Origin of the sequence: Novosphingobium sp. NDB2Meth1 (assembly GCF_900117425.1) — a bacterium.
Taxonomy (GTDB): domain Bacteria; phylum Pseudomonadota; class Alphaproteobacteria; order Sphingomonadales; family Sphingomonadaceae; genus Novosphingobium.
Window position 1 is genome coordinate 142,034 of record NZ_FPEH01000011.1, and the last position, 22,522, is coordinate 164,555.

Consider the following 22,522-nt stretch of genomic DNA (forward strand, 5'->3'; position numbering starts at 1 on the left):
ACAAATGTGGGAAATTTCACACTACCTCGCGCAAATCACGATGCGGCAAAGTAAGGAGATGAAATGCCTGCTGATCATGATTCTGGCCGCGCCCGGCGTGGCGCTCGCGGCGCCCGGCATTCCGCTTCAGACGATGAGCCCGGCCAAGGCGGACAAGGTCTACACCAATGGCGTCTTTTGGGTTGAGGTCGTACGCTACAACGCCCAGCACGCCGTGCGCTGCGGTATGCGTTCAAGTGCTTGGGCGAATATCGCGATCAATCAGGCGCGCACGCAGCTGACGCAGAACGGGTACTGGATGAAAGCCTATGGGCAGGTGCCGGCTGGCCGAAAGAGCGCAGCACAAGTCTACTCGCGGAAACTTGCCGCGCAGTCCTACGCGATGTCTTGCCGCGAGCTGGCGACGATGCCGTTGATCCAACTTTACGACGGCGCACAGGCGGGCGGGTTTATCCCGATGCCCGACCTCATGCGCTAGTCGCGAGGCTTGACGTAGAGAACCGGAGAGGCCCAGACGACCTCGACGTTTTCCATGTCGGCAGCGTTCAAGGACCGGAGCGTGTACTTTCCCGGCTCGGATCCCGGCGCGAGCTGCTTGAGGTACGTTCCATTGTCGGCGAGATGGACTGCGCAATACCGGCCAATGTATTGAGGCAGGACGCCGTCATGATCGCGGCGAATGAACACAATGTCGCCCGCTTCATACTTGGGCAGCATGGATTCGCCGCGAACGACTAACGCTACGAGCGGACCAGGTGCAAGCGGTGGCCGCGGCACCATTTCAAACTCTTCGTCATCCCTGAAATATGCCACCGATCCCCCGGCGCCAATATGCCCGACCAGCGGAACACCGTCTGTTCCTGATATCTGCTCAAAGGGAACCTGAAGAGCCTCGGCAATCCGGTGCAATGTACCGATTCCCGGGTTCTCGGTGCGGTCAAGCACGTCGCGCACGGCCGTCTGACTGAGACCAGCTGCTGATGACAGCGATCGCCGACTAAAACCCTTCCGCTCCATCTCGGCTTCGATGTGCTGCCGGATTGCTTGAATGTTCACCCCTTTGGACATGGGTGAAATATCCCACATTTCCGAAGGATAGGGGTACACTCGAAATTTCCCACTCGGTGGTCGTTGACTGGGGGATATTTCCCACATACAAACAGCACCCATGCCTGACCTCATTCAACAGATCGAGGAGTTCATGGACGCGCACCAACTGTCGGAATGGCAGTTTGGTGAGCAAGCCGTGAACGACCGCCATTTCGTCCGCCAGCTTCGCGCCGGCCGCGATCTCCGCATGAGCACTGTCGAGAGAGTTCGGCGGTTCATGACGGAGTTCAATTCCCCCACCTCGCCCCAAGAGGCGGCGTGATCGTGGCGCCGATGGTCACCTCGTCCTGTGATGGAGCCAGCGTTGTGGTTCTCGCCGTTTCGTGCGCAATCGCTTTGCTTCAGATGTCGGTCGCAATCGGCACTCTGATGATATGGCGCTCCATCGACCACGCATGCTTCGTCGACGAGATGCGCAAGGCCCGCCGGGAGAAGCGCCGGATTATCGGCTGGAATAACAACGGCCAGCCCGTCCTTGATGAGCCGGATACCGCTGCCGTCTGGTCCGAAAGCCGGAGGTAGACATGGAAGGTGTCCTTGTCTCCGCTGCGAACAGTCCGGTTCACTGGAAAGCTGCCACGGATAGCTTCGCTTTCGATGTTCCAACCGTCTTGCATAGCAATCATCCAATTGCCGCTCGCCCATCGTGTTTCGGGGCGTCGTTCCATCTCGATCTCGTTGATCGTCCAAGACCCCGCCGTCTTGTTGTCGATCTCGAAGGTCAGCAGTCGCCAGTTCGGCCTGCCCGAGTTTCCAGTCATGACATTGATTACGGGAATGTCGGCAATTCGGCTGCGACGCTCTGCTTTCAGGGCGAGCGGAATAGAAATTGCAGCCGACATTCCGGCAATCAGAACTGCCGACGCCGCGATGAAGTCGGAGGTCTGCACATAGTTCTCCTGTGTCGGGTCGCTCCCACAGGATGGCCGAAGGCGGCGCGGAGTCAATCTGCGCCGCCGGAGGGGTCCACGCATGATTGATGACGTCAGTCTCGCCGGTTCCTGGGCCGATGCGCTGACCTATCCCCACAGCATCACTGTGTCCGAATTCCGCGCCGACCACACCCTGGAACAGAGCGCGGCACCTTGCCGGGACAGCACGCCCCCCCGCCAGTCCCGTTGGCGTGCTGTGCTGTCCCGGTTTCTTTCCCTTTTCCATGGTGAAACAGATGCCTGACCGGCCTACGCAAGTATCGCTGCCATTTCGGAGCCTTCCCACCACGGATGGTGTGAGGACCGCGCTCTCGAACGTGATCCGCGATATCCAGCGCGATCACGACCTGACCGACATCGAGCTCGCCGGCGCGATCGGCGTCCATCCCAACACGATCCAGCGCGCCCGCAACAAGCAGGGCACGCTCGACAACGAGGCGATGGCACGGCTGGGGGCGGTGTTCGGCCCGGAGGCCATGCGGCCCTACACCGTCATGTGGGAGCGCGGCGCCGACGACGCGCCCGAACTGCTGCCGCTGCTTGCTGATGCGATGGCTGCCGTCTCGCGAGCCAAGGGGCCCAAGGGCAAGCTCGATGCACTGCCGGTGGTCAAGGAATTGATCGCCGCCGCCGATGCCTTCGTCACCGGTACCGAGCAGATGCGGCTGCGAGCGGTGTCGTGAGCAGCGCGCCCGCCTTCTGCCCGTGCTGCGGGTACAATTTCCGCGAGGATGAGATCGTCGAGCGCGACGGCTTCAGGATCGATCCGCGCGCGGCCACGGTCACTTACAACGGCTGGCCGCTGCGCATGGCTGCCACTCCGGCGCGCATCATGCATTCGCTGGCCGTGTCGAACCGAGCGGTGCGCGGCGACGCCCTGCTTGCTCGCGTGAGCGCAAGCGAGGACCTGAACACCTTAGCTGTGCAGATCCACCGCGCACGCGAGGCCTGCGCCGAAATCAACGTACCCTGCCCGATCGTCACCCAGCGCGGCGTCGGCTACGTCTGGCAGGTGGCGGCATGATGCCCCGCCCCGCCTATGCAGCGGCCGACAACGCCGCGATCCGTCACGCCGACTTCCGCGACTACACCAAGGCGGTGCTTGCATCGGCGAAGCTGCGCGACAGCATCCTGGTCGCGCGCGGGCTGCCGCCGATCGGGATGCCGCACATCAACGACAATGCCCGGCGCGGCGCGCTGGAGCCCTCCTCGCACGGCCGTAACTGCACCGGGTGCGGCAGCGGGCTTAACGGGCGCAAGAACAAGTCGGGACTGTGCCTGACCTGCTTCAACGCGGCGCGCCGGGCTGAAATGAAGAAATGCGCGGTCTGCAGCACGCCGCTTACATCCAAGAACACCACCGGTCGCTGCCGGGCCCACCGGGTAGGCCCGCGCACCGCGACGCCCACCGATGCCGTGCGGCTGATGCTGGCAAAGATCGGGCCCATGCTCCGAATAGAGGCCGCCGACGTGCTTGGCGGATCGCGCGAAGCGAACGCTGTCGAGGCGCGCTGTGTCATCGCCGTGGCGCTGCGCAATCGCGGGCATAGCCTGAACCAGATCGGCGTCAGGCTCGGCCGCGACCACAGTTCGATCAAGTGCCTGATCGCCAATCTGCCGCTCTACATCGAGCGCAATCCGGATGTGGCCAAGGCGCTGGAGGTGCTGGCATGACGGGCCATCACCCCAATCACTGGGACGGCGCCGGCGGTCCGGTGACAGGCGATGTCGCCCACCGCACCGCCATGCAGCAAGGCAGTAATGCCCTGCGCGACCGCATCCTCGCCATGCTGGCGCAGCGCGACGGCAAGTTCACGGCGCAGACGAAGCGCCATGCCGCCGCCCGCAAGGCCATCGCGAGGGGCGTGGACCGCGAACAGGTCATGTCGCTCTTCGATCTGTCCGCCACCGCCTACGACGATCTCGCGGGTCAGGTCCGGGAGGGGCTGGTCGAATGAAGGAGCAGAACCGCTCTTCCGCCGTCATGCAGCAGCGCAACGAGCCCGCTGACAGCCTGGACGATTTTCGGACGCCGCCGTTCGCGACGCGCGCACTGTGCCAGTTCCTGACCAAGGGGCCGCCGTGCGAGACCCTGAGCGACTGCAGTGTGCGCGAACCGTCCGCGAATGTTGGACACATGGCGAAGCCGCTGCTCGAGTACTTCGGCGCGGTCTACGCTTCCGACATTCACGACTACGGCGTTGGCTACCCGGTCCGAGACTACCTTTTCGGTCCCGCCGCGCACCTGTCGAAGACGCACTGGACTGTCGCGAATCCACCCTTCCGGCTGGCAGAGCAGTTCATCGAGCGCGCCTGCGAGTTGAGCACGCGCGGCGTCGCGATGCTGGTCAGGACATCGTTTCTCGAAAGCGAAGGGCGGTACGAGCGGCTGTTCTCCAAGAACCCGCCAGCCTACGTCCTGCAGTTCACCGAGCGCGTCGTCATGCTGAAAAGCCGACTGGTCCGCGCTGGCGATCCCGACCCCGGCAATATCGATCCCAAGACCGGGAAGCCCCGCACGGCGTCGACTGCGACCAGCTACGCTTGGTTGGTCTGGTTCACCGGCCCGAGCGCGCAGACCGTCACCCATTTCCGCTGGATCAAACCCTGTCGCCGGGAGCTCGAGCGTTCCGGCGACTACCCGGAGGCATCGACATGAACCTCTTCCGCCGCCGCACCACGCCCAGCGACGCGGGCCGCGCGCTCGCCGAGCTCGCCTGCCTCGACCAGCGCGAGCGGTACAAAGCCCGGGCGCGCCTGATGCGCGAACAGATGGGGCTCGAGCCGTCTCCGGTTCTGGAGCCGCGCCGGTGATCGGTGGCTCGCAGCAGCTGCGGATGTTCCGCCGAGCCCTCCATATCGAGCTCAAGCCCCTCGCCGATGCCGCCGCGATCGCGGGCATGACGCTGCGCGAGGCGCAGATGTGGGCCGACGAGCAGCGCAATCCGCCGCCGGCAGAGGCGTTCGAACTCCTGCCAATCCGTTCCACCACCGAAGAAGAGGAGGCCGTTGTGGCCAAACCGAAGAATGAGACTGACGGCGCGCCCGCCGATGGCGGCGTCTACAATGCCCCCAATGCTGCCGAAGCGATCAAGATCTACCGCAACGAAATCGCGCCTCGAAAGGCGTTCATTCAGGAAAAGAGCGGCGATCTCTCCGACCCCTACAAGCGGATCAAGGACGAGTGCAATTTCCCGCGCAAGATCATCGATCTGCTGTTCTTTCTCGAAGGCTGTGAGGATGCCAAGCGCGACCACTTCCTGACCGCGCTGCATCAGGGCCTGACCGAGATGAACTTCAAGCGGCCCACCGACCTGCTCACGCTGGCGGCGGGCCAGGCCGGCGGCGATGTCGTCCCCAGCGGCGGCAAGGCCGAGAAGCCGCGCATGGCCACGCTCAAGCCCCATACGGGCGGTGACGATGACCTCGCGCTTGCCGGGAACGCCGAGCCCACCAGCCTGCAACTGAACTGAAGGGGCGCGGGCGGCGTCCCGGCGCCGTCCTCCCCTCGCGGAGAGAGCCGACGTGAGTGCAATTCCGATGATCGCGCTGGACCTGTCGAAGCGGTCGACGGGCTGGGCGGTGTGGATGGGGGACGATACCCCGCCGCGCTATGGTAGCTGGGAACTTGGCTCCGAATACACCGGGCGCGGGCAGACCTTTGCCAAGCTTCACGCGAACCTGCTCGATCTGCGCGCGGTATCGCGCTTCGAGGCGCTCTTCTTTGAGGAGCCGCTCGATCCGAACAAGCTCCGGGGCAAGACCAACATTGATACGCTGCGTGTCCTTTCCGGGCTCGCTGCCCATGCCGAGAGCTTCGGTCACGCTATGGAGCTGCGGATCGTGCAAGGCATCAACCTCGAGTCCTGGCGGCCTTCGTTCATCGGTCGGATCAACTCATCGGACGCCAAGCGCCGAGCCAAGGCGGCGGGCAGGAGCGCCACAGACAGCCTCAAGTCTCTGACCATGGAGCGCTGCCGTCATCTCGGGTTCCACCCGCGCAATACCGACGAGGCCGACGCGCTCGGGATCCTCGACTACTGCGCCGGGCTGCGCGGCGTCATTCCGCCGTGGCGTGCTGATGAGGTGCTTCAGCCGATGCTCGTCGGAGGCGGCCGCCGATGATGGATGAAGACGACGGTCCGGCGCTGTGCTGCCCTGACGAGGAGCGCATCCACGCTGTGGTGACGCGCGAGGGTGAGCGCACCTTCGACGTGCACCGGCACAAGGGATTGCTGCGCGGCTACGTCATTCAGCGCGAGCGGAAACGGTTGGTGCACTGGCTGCGCAACGGGCGCCTGACGTGCGCCACAGAGACGCCGCACGACCAGAAAAGGATCGCACAATGAGCGCGCCGCAGCGGCTGACCGATGAACAACGGGCAACCCTCGCGTTCGAAGTTCACGCCGCGCTGCTGCGCACCGAGGTTCTCAACCCGAAGCTCAAGAATAACCCCCTCTGGCTGATCCTGCGTCAGGACAGCTTCGAGGAATTCTACGTCGCTATGGACAAGATCGCATGAACGCGGGGATTGCCACCATTTCCAGAATGCAGACGCCTGCCGGACCGACGCCGTCCGCAATTGCCAACATCGAGGCAGAGGCGGCGCTGATCGGCGCGATGATGATGGATCCGCTGCTGATCGATCGCATCGCCGACCTGGTCAAGCCGGAGGACTTCTCGATCGATCTCCACGGGCGTCTCTTTGAGACCATCGTGGGTCAAGCCGCGCTTGGCCGTGGCACTTCTCCGGTCGCGATCAAGAGCCATTTCGACGGCGATCCCCACCTCGAGCAGCTTGGCGGCCCTGCCTACCTCGCTCGCCTTACCGGCGACCCCATGGCCATGCTGGCTGATGTGCGCGATCTCTCACGGCAGATTGCCGACTTATCCGACCGCCGCCGCATGCGCAGCGGCCTCCTCGATGCTGTCGAGGCCTGCGCCGATCTCGGCACCAGCTTGCCGGAAATCAGCACCCTAGCCGATGCGGCCGTCACCGCCCGCGCTGAGAGCAATGTCGTCGAGGCGGATGCAGCCGAATGCGTCGATGCATGGCTTGCCGAGCTTGACGCCGATGTGTCCGGCGTCAGTTGCCGCGTCATCCCGAACGTCGATGATCTGCTCGGCCAACTCCGGCCCAAGAGCCTCACAATTGTCGCCGGGCGGCCCGGCATGGGTAAGACGGCCTTTGCCTGCACCTATGCGCGCGGTGCCGCCTCGCACGGCCACGGCACGCTGTTCGTCAGCCTTGAGATGTCGAAGGAAGACCTGATTGGACGGATGATCTCCGACAGCCTGTTCGATCACGAGAACTGTCGTATCCCCTATTCGGTGCTTCAGCGCGGCCGCCTCAACAACTGGGAGCGCGAGCGCGTGGCAGAAGCCGGCACTCTGCTGTCGCGCATCCCGCTCACGGTGGTCGATACCGGCACCCTCCCGGTCGGGCGCCTCGACATGCTGGTGCGCCGGCACAAGCGCCGCATGGCCGCGCGGGGGCACAGGCTTGACCTCGTCATCGTCGACTATCTGCAGCTGCTGCATCCCGACACCAAGCAGAAGAGCGCTTACGAGGCGACCAGCGAAGTCTCGAAGCGCCTGAAGGCGATCGCCAAGGATCAGGACGTCACCATCATGGCGCTGGCGCAGCTGAGCCGCAGCGTCGAGCAGCGGCAGGACAAGCGACCCCAGCTCTCCGACCTGCGCGACAGCGGCCAGATCGAGCAGGATGCCGACGCCGTGCTCTTCCTGATGCGCGAGGAGTACTACCTCGCCCAAACCGAGCCGCAGAACGATGCCGATGCCCACAGCCGCTGGGAAGACCGCATGGAGCGCATCCGCGGCGTCATCGAATTTATTCTTGCCAAGCGCCGCAACGGGACGACCGGCATCGCGCGCGGGCGGTTCTTTGCTCCCTACCAGGCCGTGAGATGATCATGACAGAATTACCCGAACCACTCACCCCGGCCGACTGCGACTTGCGCGATTTTCAGTTCATGCCGATCGACATCGTGCGCCTCTTTGGCTCGCGTTTTCATGCCGTCGCGTCTGACGCGGAATGGCGTGCTGGCATCACGTTGTGGCTCAAATCGTTCCATCAAGTTCCTGCCGCGTCCATCCCGGATGACGAGGTAGAATTGGCCCGTCTCGCCGAATTTGGTCGAGATTTGAAAAGTTGGCGCAAAGTTCGGACTGTGGCGCTGCACGGGTGGGTCAAGTGCAACGATGGGCGTTTTTACCATCCTGTCGTCGCGGAGAAGGCTGCAGAGGCTTATCGAAAGAAGGAATTTTATCGTGATCGCAGCAAGAAGGCGAACGCCAAGCGTTGGGGAAACAAGGATAATTCAGATGAACCTGCGCAGGGCGAAGGACTCCAAACGCATGGAGGAAGCAATGCTCAAGGGAATGCTTCCGAAAACCAAAAGGGATCGTCGAAGGAATCCATAAAGGATGCTTCAAGGAGTCCTTCAGCTTCCCAAGGGACAGTAAAGGGACAGGGAGAATATACGGTACCTAGCGGTACCGGCGGCGCCGACGATTTCCGAGCCGATGACCGGCCTGCCCCAGAGCCTCCGCAAGCCGCGTCCAACCCTCCCCCGGACGATGACCCCAACCGCATCCTGTGGGCCAACGGCGTCACGATCCTCGGTGAGACGGCACGCCCCCAGATCGCCCGGTGGATCAAATCCCACGGCACCGAGATCGTTGGGCAAGCGTTCGAGCGGGCCCTCGTCGCCAAGCCCGAACGGCCGGCGGGGTACATCCAGTCCATCCTCACCCGGTTGGCGCAGGAGGCGAGCCAGCGCGCCGAGGAGCAGCGGCAGGCCGATGCCCTGTTCGATGCCCGGTACCCGCCGCGCGAGATGTCCGAATTCGAGGCCCGCGCCCTGATGCCGCCGGAGGATTTCCAGCGCTGGCAGGCCCGTCAGCTGGGGGCACAGGCATGACCCTGACTCGCACCAGCCTGACCCCGTTCGCGAGGTCGATGCGCGATCCGGACCCCGCCGGCGCCCGCCGCGCCGCGCAGGAGCTCTACGACGAGCATGGGATCGTGGTCATCTTCCCGAACGACGTGGCGAAGGTGGATTCGATGTGGATCGAGGCCATCGGCAAGCGGCTCTACGGGCGCCGACGATAGCCCGGGTGCGTTCAACGAAACTCAACATCCAATCCGCCTCGGTTGCACCGGCGGTCAGATCACCAGCAAGGGGACACCATGCAAGCTCGAAACATTGGCCGCAAACGAGATCCTCGGGTCAAGCGCCGGGATGAAACCCACGCCCAGTGGCAGGCCCGTATAGACACGATGAGCGAGTTCGAGCGCGAAACAGGCGAGCCGATCATCACCCCGGAAGCCGAGGCGCATGGCGAATTCGACGACGTTTTCGTGCCGGACGAGGGCGGCCAGCTGACCAAGACGAAGCGGCGGCGCAGTGCCTCGTCGATGGCCCGGATGCACGAGAACGGCCAGATCACCGCCGACCAGCACGCGGCGGCGCTGGAGATCGCGCTGGTGGCCGAGCTTATCGAGCGCAGCGTCGCGGTGCGCGGTGCCAGCTTCGAGGCGCGCGTCGACAGCTCCGGATCGGCGCGTGATGCTCTGGTCGAGCGCTTGGCGATGGTCCGGCTTGAGCGCGCCTACTCGGATTGGCGCCGGTTTCTGCCGATGCCTCGCCGCATGGTGATCGACATGGTCCTGTCCGATCGGGACCTGTTCGCGACAGCCCGGGTGTTCCGGGTCAGCTGGCCTACGGCACGCAATCGGCTCATCGCGGCGCTCGATCGATGGATCGATATCCGGGAGCGGACCTGGCGCGACGTGGACGAGCGGGACGTGCTCCAGCGTTACGCGATGCTGGGCTGCGGGGTGCTGGTGTGATTTCCCCTTGCGAACGTGAGTGGGAAGGCGCATAAATACCGGCGCACGAACTATGCCCGGAGCTGGAAACAGCGTCCGGGCTTCGTTGTTTTCAGGCCATGCAAAGCGCGGAAATCCGGCATTTCCGCCCATCGAAGGGAGGTGATCCTATCCACCGATCCTGAGCGTGGCCGCTCTCGCCGATGTGGGCCCAAAAATATTTTTTCGGGCGGCCGGCGGAAAGGTTTCAACCCATGGCCCTCACCCCCAAGCAGCAGGCGTTCGTCAACGAGTACCTGATCGACCTTTGCGGCGCCAAGGCCGCGACCCGCGCCGGCTACAGCGCGAAGTCAGCGCGCCGGATCGCTGTGGAGCTTCTCGAGAAGCCCGATGTTCAGGCCGCCATCAAGCTGGCCATGGAGCAGCGTTCAGAGCGGACCGAGATCACCGCGGACATGGTGCTGCAGCACTGGTTTGACCTTGCCACAGCCGACCCCAACGAGCTCGTCCAGTACCGCCGTCACGCCTGCCGCTATTGCCACGGCGATGGTCACGCCTACCAGTGGCGCGATATCGGCGAGTTTGAGGAAGCCAAGACCAAGGCGACGCAGAACAAGCGCGCGGCACCGACCGATGAAGGCGGCTACGGGTATACCACGCACGCAGCGCCGGACCCGCGTTGCCCGCGCTGCGACGGCGACGGAGTCGAGAAGCCGTTCTTCGCCGACACGCGCCGCCTCAGCGCGAAGGGTAAGGCGCTTTACGCTGGCATCAAGCAAGGCCGCGACGGCCTCGAGGTGCTGATGCATGACCCGCAGAAAGCTTGGGACAACGTCGCCCGCCATCTCGGCATGTTCAAGGATCGCCTCGAACTGACCGGCAAGGACGGCGGCCCGGTCGAAATCAACAGCACCGGCGGTGTCTCCGGACTTCTGGCTGCTGCAAGGCAGGCCGTGGGCGATGCTGACCGAAGCTCAACTTGATGAGTATCAGCAGCTTCGCGGGATCTGGCGGCAGAACAACATCCTCTACGCCAAGCAACGTCTTGGCCTGAACCCGACCACCCAACAGGCTGAGCTGCTCGCAGCGATCCAGCCCGAAGGCGCGAAGGTCAGCGCCCGCGCTGGCCACGGTGTGGGCAAGTCAGGTTCGGTTTCTGCCGCGATCTGGTGGATGCTCGAATGCTTCGACTTCCCGAAGATCCCTTGCACGGCCCCCAGCGCCAGCCAGCTGCGCGACGTGCTCTGGTCGGAGCTGGGCAAGTGGGCGCGCAAGTCCGACGCCATGAGCCGGGCGAACGGACTGCCGCCGGAGCTCTGGCTCTCCAACCTGTTCACGATCAACCAGGACAGGATCGCGGACAAAGGCTCTCCGGACCAGTGGTTCGCGGTCGCGCGGACGGCGCGTAAGGAGAACCCCGACGCGCTGCAGGGCTTTCACGCCAGCGGCGTCAGGATCAGCGCTGACGGTACGACGGTCGAGGAGATCGCGGACGACGGCCAGATCATGTTCGTCGTCGAAGAAGCGAGCGGCGTCGACGACAAGATCTTCGAGGTGGCCGAAGGCGCGCTGTCATCGCATGGCGCCCGCCTGCTCATGGTCGGCAACCCGACCCGGAACACCGGGTACTTTGCTCGCTCGCACAAGCAGGACCGGGCCGACTTCACGGCGCTGCACTTCAAGTGCGGCGACAGCCCGCTGGTGGACCCGACTTACCGGCAGCGCCTGGTCCGCAAGTTCGGCGAAGGTTCGAACGTTGTCCGCGTCCGTGCCGACGGCGATTTCCCCAAGCAGGACGATGATACCCTCATCGCGCTTGAGGATGCCGAGGCGGCGATCGGCCGCAACGATCCGGCCAAGCCCGGCATGGAGCGGCGGCTTGGCGTCGATGTCGCCCGGTTCGGTGATGACCGGACGGTGTTCATCCTCCGCGTCGGCAACGTGATCGAGAAGTGCGAAATTCGCGCCAAGCAGGACACGATGACCACGGCCGGGCAGGCCAAGCTCTTCCGGGAGCAGTGGGAAGCCGACAAGATCTACGTCGATGCCAATGGCCTCGGCGCCGGCGTCGCCGATCGACTGATCGAGCTCGGCGAACCCGTTGTGGCTGTCATGGTGTCCGAGGCGGCGCCGGAACGGACGCAATGGGACGCGGTCGATGGGCAGGCGTTCAAGCTCAGGGATTACCTTTGGCTTGAAGTCGCCCAGTGGGTAGCAACCGAGGAGCCAAGCTTCGGCGCCTTGCCGAAGGAAATCGCCGAGGACCTTGCGGGCGAGTTGACCTCGCCCCGGTACCGCATCGACAGCAGCGGCCGCATCGTGGTCGAGGGCAAGGCCGACATGAAGAAGCGCGGGCTGCGATCCCCGGACATCGCGGATTCGCTCGGCCTCACCTTCGCCCCCGACGGCTTCGACCTCAACACCTACATCAAGGCCTACGCATGAGCCGACGATCACAGCGCCGTGCCCGTGGCCGCAGCACCGCGGCGCGGCCGCAGATGGACCGGGCGACGCAGGACAGTTTCCAGAATATGCAGGCCCGCCTTGGGGTCGGCACCGGGAACATGAGCGACAGCAACACCTACGGGCTGTCTAACCTGCTGACCCGTCAGCCGCGCACGCTTGAGGCGATGTACCGCGGCTCCTGGGTGGTCGGCGCCGTGGTCGATGCGGTTGCGGAGGACATGACGCGCGAGGGTGTGGATTTCGGGTCGACGATCACGCCGGATGCCAACGAGTTGATCCGCGCCGCTGAGGACGACCTGCAGATCTGGCAGTCGCTGCAGGAAACGATCCAGTGGGCCCGCCTCTATGGCGGCGCGATCGGGGTCATCTGCATTGATGGCCAGGACATGTCGACCGAGCTGCGGGTCGAAACGATCGCCAAAGACCAGTTCCGTGGCGTCGTGCCGCTTGGTCGCTGGGAATTGCTTCCGGTCACCACCGACGTGCTCCAAAGCGGAGGCACGATGGTCGGCAGGCCGGAGGTCTATTTGGTCGGGCCACAGGCATCGGCGTTCCAATCGACGAGAATCCATCACACCCGGGTGATCCGCGTCGAAGGGGTGAAGCTGCCGTATTTCCAACGGCTCGCCGAGGCTGGCTGGGGCATGTCGGTTGTCGAGCGGATGTACGACCGCCTTGTGGCCTACGACAGCGCGACGCAGGGTTCGGCTCAGCTCATCTTCAAGGCGTACCTGCGGACACTCAAGCTCAAGGGGCTGCGAAACATCCTGGCCGCCGGCGGGGCTGCGCAGACGGCAGTCGAGAAGCACGTCGAGGCAATCCGCCGGTTCCAATCGAGCGAAGGCCTGACGCTGCTCGATACCGACGATGATTTCGAGACCCACACCTATTCGTTTGCGGGTCTCAACGACTTGCTTCTCGGTTTCGGGCAGCAGCTGTCCGGCGCGACGCAGATCCCGCTGGTCCGTCTCTTCGGCCAGTCGCCGGCGGGGCTGAACAGCACCGGCGAAAGCGATCTGCGCAACTACTACGACGCGATCCGCGCCAAGCAGCAAAAGGACCTGCGGCAGCCGGTCAACAAGCTCTCGACCATTCTGTACCGCTCGGCGGTGGGCGGAAATCCACCCGACGGGTTCCGCGCCGAATTCAACCCGCTCTGGCAGCTGTCCGACACCGAGAAGGGCACGTTGGCCAAGACGATCGTCGAAGCCGTTGGGACCGCGTCGGAGCTGGGCCTCATCTCCGCCCCCGCCGCAATGCGAGAGCTGAAGCAGTCGGCCGAACAGACCGGGGTGTTCTCGAACATCACCGACGAAGACATCAAGGAGGCAGAGCTTGCGCCCCCTCGCCCGACCGAGCTTGATCCCGACCTGCAGCCGGACACCGGTGATGGATCGGGCCCGGGCGTCGAGCCGTCTGGTGCGGACGATGAAGGTGGAGCGGCAGTACGCGAGCCAACTGCGTAAGATCGCTACGCATATCGGCGAGCTTGTCGCCACGGTCTGGACTCCGGATGACCCGGCAGTTGCCGATCGCATTGGGCAGGCACTTGAGCGCTACGCCCAGATCATCGAGCCATGGGCGCGTGTCGTCGGGCGCCGCATGGTCGAGGAGATCGATACGCGGGACCGGCGCGCCTGGCGCGAGGTATCGGCGGAAATGTCGCGCATCATGCAGGTGCAGTTGAACGCCAGCGACGTCGGAGCTCTGACGCAGCAGCGTCTGGCCGATCAGGTCCGCCTGATCACCAGCCTGCCGCGCGAAGCCGCCGAGCGTGTGCACAAGCTGACCCTCGAAGGCCTGACGCAAGGCACGCGGGCCAAGGATATCGCTGCCGAGATCATGCGGTCGGGCGACGTTGCCAAGAGCCGCGCGAACCTGATTGCGCGGACCGAGGTTTCTCGCACCTCGACGGAGTTCACGCGGGCCCGGGCCGAGGACATCGGTTCGACCCATTTCATCTGGCGGACCTCGCGCGACAGCGATGTCCGGGTGACCCACAAGGCGCTCGAAGGCAAGACGTTCCGGTGGGATGAGCCGCCCGAATGCGATCCCGGGCACCATGCGCTGCCGGGCGCGATCTGGAACTGCCGCTGCTTTCCCGAGCCCGTGTTCTGAGGCGACCATGCACGTTCACGTCTATCTCCGCGACAGCAGCGCCGAAGTGGTGCGAGCTGCAGGAATCATGTGCGTCGCGCCAGATGGCCGCATGCTGTTCCTGAAGCGCAGCGCCGCGACAAGCTCCTACCCGGAGACGTGGTGCTGGCCCGGCGGATCGATCGAAGACGGCGAAAGTCCGGTTGAAGCGGCCCGCCGCGAAACCCGCGAGGAAGCGGGTACCAGCGCCGATTGGCCGCTACGCCTGATCGATACCCGGTCGGGATTCGTCACCTACCGCGCAGATCTTGCCGAACCGTTCGAACCCCGCCTCAACGGCGAACACACCGAAGCCGTCTGGGCACTGCCGGATCAGGCACCATCACCGCTGCACCCCGGCGTGGCCGCCACGCTCGGTCATGTCGCCGCCGTCTGAAAGGAAGTACCATGAACTCGATCCAGATCCTGACCGAAGCGGCCGCCTCCAAGCGCGAGAGCGCACGCGGCCACATCGAGACATCCGAGAAGCTGCTCGCCGAAGCTGAAGCTGCCCAGGCTCTCGCGGACGCGGACAATGCCGCGGCTGAAGCCATCGAGGCGGACATCGCGCTGATCAAGAACGGCGGCGCAGCGCCGAAGCCCCGCGTCTTCGCGGGCAAGGGCGCGTCGGCCTAACCGCCGAGCGTCCACTTCCTGAAATCGAGCGCCTCGCGCGCCAGTTCAACCGGGTCGCCGTCCCCGTCCCTGATGCGGGTCAGATAGCCCCACAGGTACTCGATGTATTCGGCGGCATCGAACTCCACGAGATCCTCGGCTGCAAGGTCGGGAAGCTCGACACCGTCCAGTGCGGCAATCGCCCGCAACTGATCGACGATGTCATCCGGTGCATGCCTCATAGCAAAGGACGATACCCATGCCTCTTCCCGCCTACAAGCGGAAGGGCGCGATCCGCCGCGCCCTGCTCGACGCTACCGCTTTCCTTCTCAACGGCCTTTCCGCCACGGTCACCCTGACCAACGCGGGCGCGCCGACCAACGGCACCAACGGTACCGGCGCCGGTGTCGCCCTACCCGGCCATCTGCTGCTCGATACCACCGCAGGCGTGCTCTACCAGAACACCGGCACGCAGGCTTCTCCGACCTGGACGCCTCGGTTTTCGCCGGTCGGCGATGCTCAAAGCGTGACGACAGGCATCACGGCCAGCACGACCCAAACGCTTGCCGGTGCGACCGCACTGACCTCAAAATTGAACTTTGTCGCCACGGCGGCGAACTCTGGTGACGCTGTGTCGCTTCCTGCGCTCGTCCCGGGCCAGTCGGTCACCGTGTTCAATGACGGCGCCAACCCGATCAAGGTCTTCCCGGCGGCTGCCAACGTCGCAATCGATGGTGGCAGCGCAGGCGCAGCGGTCACGCTGACCAACGCGCGCCGCGCCACGTTCTTCTGCAAGGCCGCAACCGCGATCACGTCGGCCCAGCTCGGCGCCGTCAGCGCCTGACCATGGCGGTCCACCATGACCGGGCCATGGTGCTGGACCGTGGCTCGCAGGCAACCTATGCGCCGGAGCAGCTTGGGCGAACGCAGGCGCTTACGCCTGAGGGATACCTGCTCTGCTCCGACGTACGCATCGCCCGCACCGGCGCGATGCTCTATCGGCCGGATGAAGTTCCCGAGGTTCGCCCGGCTGCGAACGGCCAGATGGTCGTCATCATGCGCGATGCCGATGTGCTCTTCGCGCCCGATGCCATCGCCAGCTTCAACGGCAAGCCAGTCACCAACGACCACCCGCCGGCATTGCTCAGCGAGACCGACACCCGCAAGTATCAGATCGGGGTGGTGCTCAACCCGCGCCGGGGCGAGGGCGTCGATTCCGAATACCTGATGGCCGACCTGCTCATCACGGACGCGGCCACCATTGCTCTGATCGTCGCGAAGAAAAAGCGCGAAGTCAGCCCCGGCTACGATGCCGAACTCGAAGAAGTGAAACCCGGCCTCGGACGGCAGACCGCCATCCTCGGCAACCACCTCGCCATCGTCGACCGCGGTCGGGGTGGCTCCTCATGTGCCATCCAAGACATGGAGACTAATATGGCGAAGCGTCGCAAGATGTCCCTGATGGACCGCCTTCGGGCCGCCTTCCGGGACAATGATGAAACCGCCTTCGAGAGCGCCCTTGCCGACGCCCCTGAAGGTCTGGGCGAAGAGCCCAACGGTGATGAGGGCGGCGTCCACGTCCACATCCACAACGCCCCGACGGAGCCCGTCGCGCCGGCAGCCGCCGTGGCGGACGAGAACCCCTACGAAGAGCGCTTCAAGGCTCTCGAGGATGCCATCGCTGGCATGGGCGCACGGTTCGACGAAATGGCCGCCGCGCAGACCGCCAGCACGACTGAGCCGAACGTCCAGGTCACCGATGAAGACCCCGAAGAGGACGAGCCGGCGGACAGCAAGGAAGTGATGGACGCGGCTGCCAAAGCCGAAATCATCTTCCCCGGCTACAAGAGCGGCACAATGGACGGCGAGCCCAAGCGCCGCGCGATCACCGACATGCGCCGCGATGTCCTCACCCGGGCGCTGAACGATAGCGCTCGCAAGGCCCCGGTCGAGGCGATCCTCGCCGGTGTCGATCTGGCCGCCTCGAAGCCCGCCCAGGTCCGCGTGCTGTTCGATGCCGCCGCCGCCGTCGCAAAGGCGCACAACACGCGCCCGCGCGTCACCGCTATCCCGCAGGGGCCGATGACCGCGGCTCTCATGCAGGAGAAGATCGCAGCCCGCCGCGCCAAGGCGTCGGGTCGCTGATCGAACCGCCCAACCCCACCTCAACCGAAAGGAAGCCGACATGACGGCATTTACCACGCGGATGAACGCTGCCATTCTGGGCGCCGTCAGCCGCTCCTTCGCAGGCCAGGTGATCTCGCAGGAGGTCATCGATTCGAACAACCCGCCCACCGCCTACGGCCAGCCCGTCAAGCTGTCCGGCGGCAAGGTCCGCGCCCTTGCCAGCGGCGATGCTGCCGGTGTCATCTACGGGTATACGGTTCGTCCTTACCCGACGCAGGATGCCAGCGGCCCGACCTCGGCGCTCGGCGCGGGAACTCCGCCGACCTCGGGTCTGATCGACATCATGATCGTCGGCTACCTCGGCGCTCGCCTCGCCAACGGTACTGCCGCGCGCGGTGCGCAGGCCTATGTTCGCACCACCGTCAACGGCGGGCTCGCGATCGGCGGCATCGAGGACAACACGACCAGCTCCGGTCTGGTTGCCCCTGCCCTGCTCACCTTCACGGGTCCTGCCGACGCGGCGGGCAACGTCGAGCTCGCGGTCGGCATCCCGTACTGATCCCAACCCCCTCAGGCACCGGTCCTGATGGCCGGGCCGTTCTCCTAAGGAGATCACCGTTATGAATACCCTCCGTATGCGGGAGAGCGGTCCCGCCATCATCGTGCCGCAGATTGCGCTCATCGCAGCGGCTTCCGCACCCGCTATCGCCGCCGCGCTCGCATGGGGCGACAACCGCAAGGCCACGCGCTTCCTGCGCGACGCCTTCCAGACGTTCGACCAGGCCACCATCGACAGCGCCGGTGCGTTCCTCGTCGGGGAGCTCGAACGCCTCGACCCGATGATCCACGAGCCGCTGGTCGACATGACCTGGGATCGTGACATCGACCTGCGCACCGATGTGACCATGGGCGACGAAACCTCGTCCTACACCACGTCGACCTTCGCCTCGACCGGTGGTCCTTCGTCGGGCGGCATCAGCTGGGCGGGCAAGGAATCGACCACCCTGCCGCGCATCAACGTCGACATCGAGAAGAAGGTGAACCCGCTCACACTCTGGACCGAGACCGTGAGCTACACCATCACCGAACTGCTCAGCGCGCAGCAGCTCGGGCGCCCGATCGACACCCAGATGCTGGCAGGCCTCAACCTCAAGCACCAGATGGACACGGACCAGATGGTCTATGTCGGCGATCCGACGATCAGCGCGACCGGCCTCATCAATGCGGCACTGGTCATCAACACCGGCAACGTTGCCGCCGGTGCCGCCGGTTCGCTGCCTTGGCTCACGAAGACGCCAGACGAGATCACGGCGGACTTCAACGAGCTGCTCGTGTCGGTGTGGGCCGCCACGGGCTACAAGGCTCCGCCGAAGAACGTCCTGATCGCGCCGAATCCGTTCGGCTACATCGCGACCACCAAGGTCTCCGAGGCCGGCAACATCAGCATTATGGACTATGTGAAGCAGAACAACGTCTTCACTGCCCAGAAGAACATCGAGCTCGAGATCTACCCGGTGAAGTGGCTCGACAAGGCCAACCTCAACGGCCCCGGCGGCGCGGCAGCGACCTACGACCGCATGGCGGCCTACACTCGCTACGAGCCCTACGTCCGCTACCCGATGGTGCCCCTGCAGGCGATGCAGCCCCAGTACCAGGGCATCTGGATCAACGTCCCCTACTACGGCCGTCTCGGCCGCGTGGAGACGGTCTATCCGGAAACGATCGGCTACCGCGACGGCATCGGCTGATAGGGCCGGTCACTCGCAAACAGGCGGGGGCGTCCAGCGCGGCGCCCCCGTTGTTCTTCAGGACGTCCGCCGATGAGCTTCAGCTACAGCGATTTTACCGCTGCATTTCCGGAGTTTTCGGACGCAGCAGCCTACCCAGAGGCTAGCTTCACCTTCTGGCAGGGCATCGCGCTGCTTCGCCTTCCGGCGGACCGCTGGGCCGATCTGCTTGACCACGGCTCGATGCTGTTCATTGCCCACAACATGGCGGTCCAGCGCCGCAACGCCAAGGCGGCGGCAAAGGGTGGCGCAGTCGGCGCGATCGAAGGCCCGACCACGGCGAAGTCGATCGACAAGCTCTCAAAGAGCCAGGACGCCTCGGCCGTCACGCTCGAAGGCGCCGGCGACTGGAACTCGACGACATACGGGGTACAGTTCTGGCAACTGGCCCAGATAGTCGGCGCTGGCGGCTTGCAGCTGTGAAGAATGTCAGAGTCACATTCGACCATACCGCCGCCGTCAAAGCTGCGCTCAAGGCGCTGGTCCAGGACCGGGTACTGGTCGGTATCCCGTCGGAGCATGCTTTCCGCGACCCCGATGATGAAGACCTGACGCCGCATCTGAACAACGCCGAGATCGGCTACCTCAACGAATTCGGCGCCCCCGAGGCCAACATCCCGGCGCGCCCGCATCTGGTGCCGGGAACGCAGAGCGCGCTGCCGAAGGTTGAGAAAATCTACCGTGAGGCGGTTGGCAAGGCTGTGGTTGGCAACGTGAATGGGGTTCGCGCTGCCCATGTGCAGGTCGGATTTGTGGTCACATCGTCGGTCAAGAACCTGATCACCGATGGCATCGACCCGCCGCTCGCCGAGCGAACGATCAAGCAGCGCAAGCGCCGGGGCCGCGATGGGGAGACGCCGCTGCTCGATACCGGTCAGTACCGCCGCAACATCGATTTCGCTGTTCGCGCGGCCAAGGGCGTGAAGGTGATCACATGATCGACATGGACGATCTCATCGGCGACGACGACTTCTTTCAGCCGATGACGATCTGGCGGCGCCGGATCACCTACGATACCAACGGCAGCGAAGTTGTCGTGCTAACGGTGATCATCCCAAACCCGCTCGGTTCCATCCAGTCTGGTGCAAATCCCGAAATGCTGCGTCAGGCAAACCTGACGACAGCCGAGGATTTGATCACGATCTACACTGCCTTTCGCCTCTACCGCGAAGGCGAATTCATTTCGGACACACCGCCGCCGATTATCGGGCCCGTTGCCGCCGACGTGTACGGCAATGCCATAGAGCCTAGCGATCTGGAGCGGTACAAGGCCGATACGGTCGTGTTTCAGGGCGACGTGTATCAGGTCTTTCTGGTGCAGGACTGGACAGCCTACGGCGCAGGATTCGTCGAGGCGCTGGCGCGCAAGGTCAGCCGCGGTCAGGTGGCGCAGTGAGCAATGACAGCAGCACCGGCGGCTATCTGCTGCCGACCAACACCGCACCGATCAACGACGAGGCGCTTGACGATCTCTTCCGAGGCGTCATCGCAGCGGTGACTGGGCTGGCGCCACGCTTCGTCGTGCGCCGGTTCAAGGCTGAGCCCGGCGCCCCGCCGCAGTTTGACGGCACCTGGGCGGCCGTCGGCGTGCTCGCGATCGACGACGACGACTTTCCGTATCAGGCCATGCAGGCAGACGAAACCTACAAGCTTGTCCAGCACGAAGTCCTGCAGGTCATGGTGAGTTTCTACGGCGCCAAGGCTCAACAGGCCGCGCGAGCCGCGCGCAACGGACTGCAGATCGGGCAGAACCGCGATGCGCTGACCGCGGCCGGGATCGTCCTGCAAGATGTAGGTGCGCCTGTCCGCGCGCCGGAGCTGATCAACAGCCGCTGGTCCAACCGGATCGACGTCAGCTTCACGTTCAAGCGCCAGACCACTGACACCTTCGCGATCCTGCCTGTCGCGACCGTGGTCGGCACGATCACTGAAACCACCGGCAATCAGCTTCCGCTGAACACCGACAATCCGCCCCACTGACCTCCCGGAGGCTGACACATGACCACTGGACTTCCCGTCTCGCGGCTGATCACCGCGAGTGTGAACCTCACGCCTGCGGGCGCGCAGTACGCGAACATCGAAACCCTGCTGCTGCTTGGCGACTCTGCTGTCATCGACACGCAGACCCGCATTCGCAGCTACAACACGCTCGCCGGCGTCGCGGCCGACTTTGGCACCAGCGCACCCGAATACGCAGCGGCACAATTGTTCTTCGGCCAGAGCCCGCAGCCGACGCAGCTTTACATCGGCCGCTGGGCTCGCACGGCTACCTCGGGCGCGGTCTACGGCGCGCCCCTGACCGCCGCACAGCAGGCACTCGCCAACTTCACTGCGGTGACGTCCGGCGGGTTCAAAGTGCAGGTCAATGGCGGCTCGCTGACCAGCGTGACCGGCATCAACCTTTCGAGTGCGACCAGCCTTTCGCAAGTCGCTTCGCTGATCACCACCGCACTGACGGGCGCTTCGCTCGCGGCAACCTGCGTCTGGACCGGCAGCCAGTTCCAGATCGTATCGACAACGACCGGCACTGCTTCCTCGGTATCCTTGCTTCAGGCGCCTGCCAGCGGAACGGATGTCTCCGGCCTGCTCGGCGGCACTTCTGCTGCCGGGGCCTATGCGGTCGCTGGTATCGCGGCTGAAAGCGCGCTGGCCGCGGTCACCGCGCTCGATGCGCTTCCGACCTATTGGTACGGTCTGACGTTTGCCGCGTCGACGATGCCGAGCAATTCTGACTACCTTGCGGTCGCAGCCTTCATCGAGGCGAGCACGCATATCTTCGGCCTGACCACCGCCGACGCCAACGCAATCAACAGCTCGTCGAACACCGATATCGGCTCGCAGCTGGTCGCAGCCGGCTACAAGCGGACCTTCGGTCAGTACTCGACCACCAACCCCTACGCCGTGATCTCGATCTTCGGCTCAATTCTGACGACGCAGTTCAACGGCTCCAACACGATGCCAACCGTGGCATGGAAGGTCGAACCGGGCGTTGCCTATGAACCGCTATCCCAGGACGCAGCATCGGTGCTCGACACCAAGCGGTATTGCTACTTCGCCAATTTCCAGAACGGCGCGTCGGTGCTGGTAAATGGCACCTGCTTCGGCACGGCCTACATCGACGAAATCTTCGGCTTGGACTGGCTGCAGAACAGGATCCAGACCAACCTGTTCAACCTGCTCGCGACGCAGCCGAAGGTGGCGCAGACCGACGCGGGCATCCACCAGATCGTCAACGTCATCGACCAGTCCATGGAAGCGGCGATCACGAATGGGCTTGTCGCTCCGGGCGTTTGGCAGGCAGGCGGCTTCGGACAGCTGCAGACCGGGGATACGCTCTCGACCGGCTATTACATCTACGCGCCGCCGATCTCGACGCAGAGCGCGCCGGACCGCGCCGCGCGAAAGTCGCCGCCGATCCAGGTGGCCGTCAAGCTCGCGGGCGCGGTGCACACCGTGAACGCCGTCCTCAACGTCAACCGCTAAGGAGCCCGAGC

General features: G+C 64.6%; 35 protein-coding genes. 32 read left to right on the plus strand and 3 right to left on the minus strand.

What is annotated here, in order from left to right; translation table 11 throughout:
* The first annotated feature begins 4 nt into the window (after positions 1–4).
* A complete protein-coding gene (locus NDB2M1_RS00935) occupies positions 5–478 on the plus strand; it encodes a hypothetical protein (protein WP_072378766.1) in 474 nt (157 codons plus the stop codon).
* Here the strand turns inward: NDB2M1_RS00935 and NDB2M1_RS00940 are convergent.
* Complete coding sequence (locus NDB2M1_RS00940; protein ID WP_072379979.1) at positions 475–1,068, minus strand: XRE family transcriptional regulator; 594 nt, start codon at positions 1,066–1,068, stop codon at positions 475–477. The genes NDB2M1_RS00935 and NDB2M1_RS00940 overlap by 4 nt on opposite strands.
* A gap of 100 nt (positions 1,069–1,168) precedes the next feature.
* Between NDB2M1_RS00940 and NDB2M1_RS00945 the strand changes: the two genes are divergently transcribed.
* Entirely contained in the window at positions 1,169–1,372 is a 204-nt protein-coding gene (locus NDB2M1_RS00945) for a hypothetical protein (protein ID WP_072378768.1), read from the plus strand.
* Positions 1,373–1,451: 79 nt separating this feature from the next.
* Here the strand turns inward: NDB2M1_RS00945 and NDB2M1_RS21890 are convergent, their stop codons facing one another.
* Positions 1,452–2,000, minus strand: coding sequence for a hypothetical protein (locus NDB2M1_RS21890; protein WP_143146575.1), 549 nt, complete (start codon positions 1,998–2,000; stop codon positions 1,452–1,454).
* Positions 2,001–2,082: 82 nt separating this feature from the next.
* Here NDB2M1_RS21890 and NDB2M1_RS21895 point away from each other — a divergent pair, with 82 nt between their 5' ends.
* The 21 genes from NDB2M1_RS21895 (at position 2,083) to NDB2M1_RS01045 (ending at position 15,135) form a co-directional block, all read left to right on the plus strand.
* Positions 2,083–2,286 carry a hypothetical protein gene (locus NDB2M1_RS21895; protein WP_143146576.1) on the plus strand — a complete coding sequence of 68 codons (204 nt, stop codon included), beginning with the start codon at positions 2,083–2,085 and terminating at the stop codon, positions 2,284–2,286.
* A gap of 52 nt (positions 2,287–2,338) precedes the next feature.
* The gene (locus NDB2M1_RS00960; RefSeq protein WP_072378774.1) at positions 2,339–2,725 is read left to right on the plus strand and encodes a hypothetical protein; all 387 of its coding nucleotides are present in this window, start codon (positions 2,339–2,341) and stop codon (positions 2,723–2,725) included.
* Entirely contained in the window at positions 2,722–3,066 is a 345-nt protein-coding gene (locus tag NDB2M1_RS00965) for a helix-turn-helix domain-containing protein (RefSeq protein ID WP_072378776.1), read from the plus strand. The genes NDB2M1_RS00960 and NDB2M1_RS00965 overlap by 4 nt, the downstream gene beginning before the upstream one ends.
* Positions 3,066–3,716 carry a hypothetical protein gene (locus tag NDB2M1_RS00970; protein ID WP_171955290.1) on the plus strand — a complete coding sequence of 217 codons (651 nt, stop codon included), beginning with the start codon at positions 3,066–3,068 and terminating at the stop codon, positions 3,714–3,716. The genes NDB2M1_RS00965 and NDB2M1_RS00970 overlap by 1 nt, the downstream gene beginning before the upstream one ends.
* Positions 3,713–4,000 carry a hypothetical protein gene (locus NDB2M1_RS00975; RefSeq protein ID WP_072378780.1) on the plus strand — a complete coding sequence of 96 codons (288 nt, stop codon included), beginning with the start codon at positions 3,713–3,715 and terminating at the stop codon, positions 3,998–4,000. The genes NDB2M1_RS00970 and NDB2M1_RS00975 overlap by 4 nt, the downstream gene beginning before the upstream one ends.
* On the plus strand, positions 3,997–4,701 hold the full coding sequence (locus tag NDB2M1_RS00980; RefSeq protein ID WP_072378782.1) for a hypothetical protein: 705 nt from the start codon (positions 3,997–3,999) through the stop codon (positions 4,699–4,701). The genes NDB2M1_RS00975 and NDB2M1_RS00980 overlap by 4 nt, the downstream gene beginning before the upstream one ends.
* Entirely contained in the window at positions 4,698–4,856 is a 159-nt protein-coding gene (locus NDB2M1_RS22500) for a hypothetical protein (protein WP_171955291.1), read from the plus strand. The genes NDB2M1_RS00980 and NDB2M1_RS22500 overlap by 4 nt, the downstream gene beginning before the upstream one ends.
* Entirely contained in the window at positions 4,853–5,515 is a 663-nt protein-coding gene (locus NDB2M1_RS00985) for a hypothetical protein (RefSeq protein ID WP_072378784.1), read from the plus strand. The genes NDB2M1_RS22500 and NDB2M1_RS00985 overlap by 4 nt, the downstream gene beginning before the upstream one ends.
* 67 nt (positions 5,516–5,582) lie before the next feature.
* On the plus strand, positions 5,583–6,167 hold the full coding sequence (locus NDB2M1_RS00990; protein ID WP_072378786.1) for a hypothetical protein: 585 nt from the start codon (positions 5,583–5,585) through the stop codon (positions 6,165–6,167).
* Complete coding sequence (locus tag NDB2M1_RS00995; protein ID WP_072378788.1) at positions 6,164–6,391, plus strand: hypothetical protein; 228 nt, start codon at positions 6,164–6,166, stop codon at positions 6,389–6,391. Before NDB2M1_RS00990 ends, NDB2M1_RS00995 begins: the two co-directional genes overlap by 4 nt.
* Entirely contained in the window at positions 6,388–6,564 is a 177-nt protein-coding gene (locus tag NDB2M1_RS22505) for a hypothetical protein (protein WP_171955292.1), read from the plus strand. The genes NDB2M1_RS00995 and NDB2M1_RS22505 overlap by 4 nt, the downstream gene beginning before the upstream one ends.
* Positions 6,565–6,590: 26 nt before the next feature.
* Positions 6,591–7,973 (plus strand): replicative DNA helicase, encoded by a 1,383-nt coding sequence (locus tag NDB2M1_RS01000; protein ID WP_072378790.1) that lies wholly within the window; start codon positions 6,591–6,593, stop codon positions 7,971–7,973.
* Complete coding sequence (locus NDB2M1_RS01005) at positions 7,970–8,986, plus strand: DUF1376 domain-containing protein (protein ID WP_072378792.1); 1,017 nt, start codon at positions 7,970–7,972, stop codon at positions 8,984–8,986. Before NDB2M1_RS01000 ends, NDB2M1_RS01005 begins: the two co-directional genes overlap by 4 nt.
* The gene (locus tag NDB2M1_RS01010; RefSeq protein ID WP_072378794.1) at positions 8,983–9,177 is read left to right on the plus strand and encodes a hypothetical protein; all 195 of its coding nucleotides are present in this window, start codon (positions 8,983–8,985) and stop codon (positions 9,175–9,177) included. Before NDB2M1_RS01005 ends, NDB2M1_RS01010 begins: the two co-directional genes overlap by 4 nt.
* 78 nt (positions 9,178–9,255) lie before the next feature.
* A complete protein-coding gene (locus tag NDB2M1_RS01015; RefSeq protein ID WP_143146577.1) occupies positions 9,256–9,918 on the plus strand; it encodes a hypothetical protein in 663 nt (220 codons plus the stop codon).
* 233 nt (positions 9,919–10,151) lie between these two features.
* Positions 10,152–10,880 carry a terminase small subunit gene (locus NDB2M1_RS01020; protein WP_072379981.1) on the plus strand — a complete coding sequence of 243 codons (729 nt, stop codon included), beginning with the start codon at positions 10,152–10,154 and terminating at the stop codon, positions 10,878–10,880.
* Positions 10,858–12,342 (plus strand): hypothetical protein, encoded by a 1,485-nt coding sequence (locus tag NDB2M1_RS01025; protein ID WP_072378798.1) that lies wholly within the window; start codon positions 10,858–10,860, stop codon positions 12,340–12,342. Before NDB2M1_RS01020 ends, NDB2M1_RS01025 begins: the two co-directional genes overlap by 23 nt.
* The gene (locus NDB2M1_RS01030) at positions 12,339–13,829 is read left to right on the plus strand and encodes a DUF1073 domain-containing protein (protein ID WP_143146578.1); all 1,491 of its coding nucleotides are present in this window, start codon (positions 12,339–12,341) and stop codon (positions 13,827–13,829) included. Before NDB2M1_RS01025 ends, NDB2M1_RS01030 begins: the two co-directional genes overlap by 4 nt.
* Positions 13,753–14,481 carry a phage head morphogenesis protein gene (locus NDB2M1_RS01035; RefSeq protein ID WP_072378802.1) on the plus strand — a complete coding sequence of 243 codons (729 nt, stop codon included), beginning with the start codon at positions 13,753–13,755 and terminating at the stop codon, positions 14,479–14,481. The genes NDB2M1_RS01030 and NDB2M1_RS01035 overlap by 77 nt, the downstream gene beginning before the upstream one ends.
* Positions 14,482–14,488: 7 nt before the next feature.
* Positions 14,489–14,896 carry an NUDIX hydrolase gene (locus NDB2M1_RS01040; protein WP_072378804.1) on the plus strand — a complete coding sequence of 136 codons (408 nt, stop codon included), beginning with the start codon at positions 14,489–14,491 and terminating at the stop codon, positions 14,894–14,896.
* An 11-nt stretch (positions 14,897–14,907) separates the two neighbouring features.
* The gene (locus NDB2M1_RS01045; RefSeq protein ID WP_072378806.1) at positions 14,908–15,135 is read left to right on the plus strand and encodes a hypothetical protein; all 228 of its coding nucleotides are present in this window, start codon (positions 14,908–14,910) and stop codon (positions 15,133–15,135) included.
* Here NDB2M1_RS01045 and NDB2M1_RS01050 read toward each other — a convergent pair.
* Positions 15,132–15,356 carry a hypothetical protein gene (locus NDB2M1_RS01050; protein WP_072378808.1) on the minus strand — a complete coding sequence of 75 codons (225 nt, stop codon included), beginning with the start codon at positions 15,354–15,356 and terminating at the stop codon, positions 15,132–15,134. The two genes, NDB2M1_RS01045 and NDB2M1_RS01050, sit on opposite strands and share 4 nt — an antisense overlap.
* A gap of 17 nt (positions 15,357–15,373) precedes the next feature.
* On the opposite strand from NDB2M1_RS01050, the gene NDB2M1_RS01055 reads away from it, so the two are divergent.
* The 9 genes from NDB2M1_RS01055 (at position 15,374) to NDB2M1_RS01095 (ending at position 22,511) form a co-directional block, all read left to right on the plus strand.
* The gene (locus NDB2M1_RS01055; RefSeq protein WP_072378810.1) at positions 15,374–15,958 is read left to right on the plus strand and encodes a hypothetical protein; all 585 of its coding nucleotides are present in this window, start codon (positions 15,374–15,376) and stop codon (positions 15,956–15,958) included.
* A gap of 2 nt (positions 15,959–15,960) precedes the next feature.
* Entirely contained in the window at positions 15,961–17,259 is a 1,299-nt protein-coding gene (locus tag NDB2M1_RS01060) for a DUF2213 domain-containing protein (protein WP_072378812.1), read from the plus strand.
* A gap of 40 nt (positions 17,260–17,299) precedes the next feature.
* Positions 17,300–17,800: a gp53 minor capsid family protein gene (locus NDB2M1_RS01065; protein ID WP_072378814.1), complete on the plus strand. Its 501-nt coding sequence runs from the start codon at positions 17,300–17,302 to the stop codon at positions 17,798–17,800.
* 61 nt (positions 17,801–17,861) lie between these two features.
* Positions 17,862–18,989 (plus strand): DUF2184 domain-containing protein, encoded by a 1,128-nt coding sequence (locus tag NDB2M1_RS01070; RefSeq protein WP_216233919.1) that lies wholly within the window; start codon positions 17,862–17,864, stop codon positions 18,987–18,989.
* A gap of 72 nt (positions 18,990–19,061) precedes the next feature.
* The gene (locus NDB2M1_RS01075; protein ID WP_072378816.1) at positions 19,062–19,451 is read left to right on the plus strand and encodes a DUF4054 domain-containing protein; all 390 of its coding nucleotides are present in this window, start codon (positions 19,062–19,064) and stop codon (positions 19,449–19,451) included.
* Positions 19,448–19,966, plus strand: a complete 519-nt coding sequence (locus tag NDB2M1_RS01080; protein ID WP_072378818.1) for a hypothetical protein — start codon at positions 19,448–19,450, stop codon at positions 19,964–19,966. Before NDB2M1_RS01075 ends, NDB2M1_RS01080 begins: the two co-directional genes overlap by 4 nt.
* Positions 19,963–20,424, plus strand: coding sequence for a hypothetical protein (locus tag NDB2M1_RS01085; protein ID WP_072378820.1), 462 nt, complete (start codon positions 19,963–19,965; stop codon positions 20,422–20,424). Before NDB2M1_RS01080 ends, NDB2M1_RS01085 begins: the two co-directional genes overlap by 4 nt.
* On the plus strand, positions 20,421–21,008 hold the full coding sequence (locus NDB2M1_RS01090) for a phage neck terminator protein (protein WP_072378822.1): 588 nt from the start codon (positions 20,421–20,423) through the stop codon (positions 21,006–21,008). The genes NDB2M1_RS01085 and NDB2M1_RS01090 overlap by 4 nt, the downstream gene beginning before the upstream one ends.
* An 18-nt stretch (positions 21,009–21,026) precedes the next feature.
* Entirely contained in the window at positions 21,027–22,511 is a 1,485-nt protein-coding gene (locus NDB2M1_RS01095; RefSeq protein ID WP_072378824.1) for a DUF3383 domain-containing protein, read from the plus strand.
* Positions 22,512–22,522 lie beyond the last annotated feature (11 nt).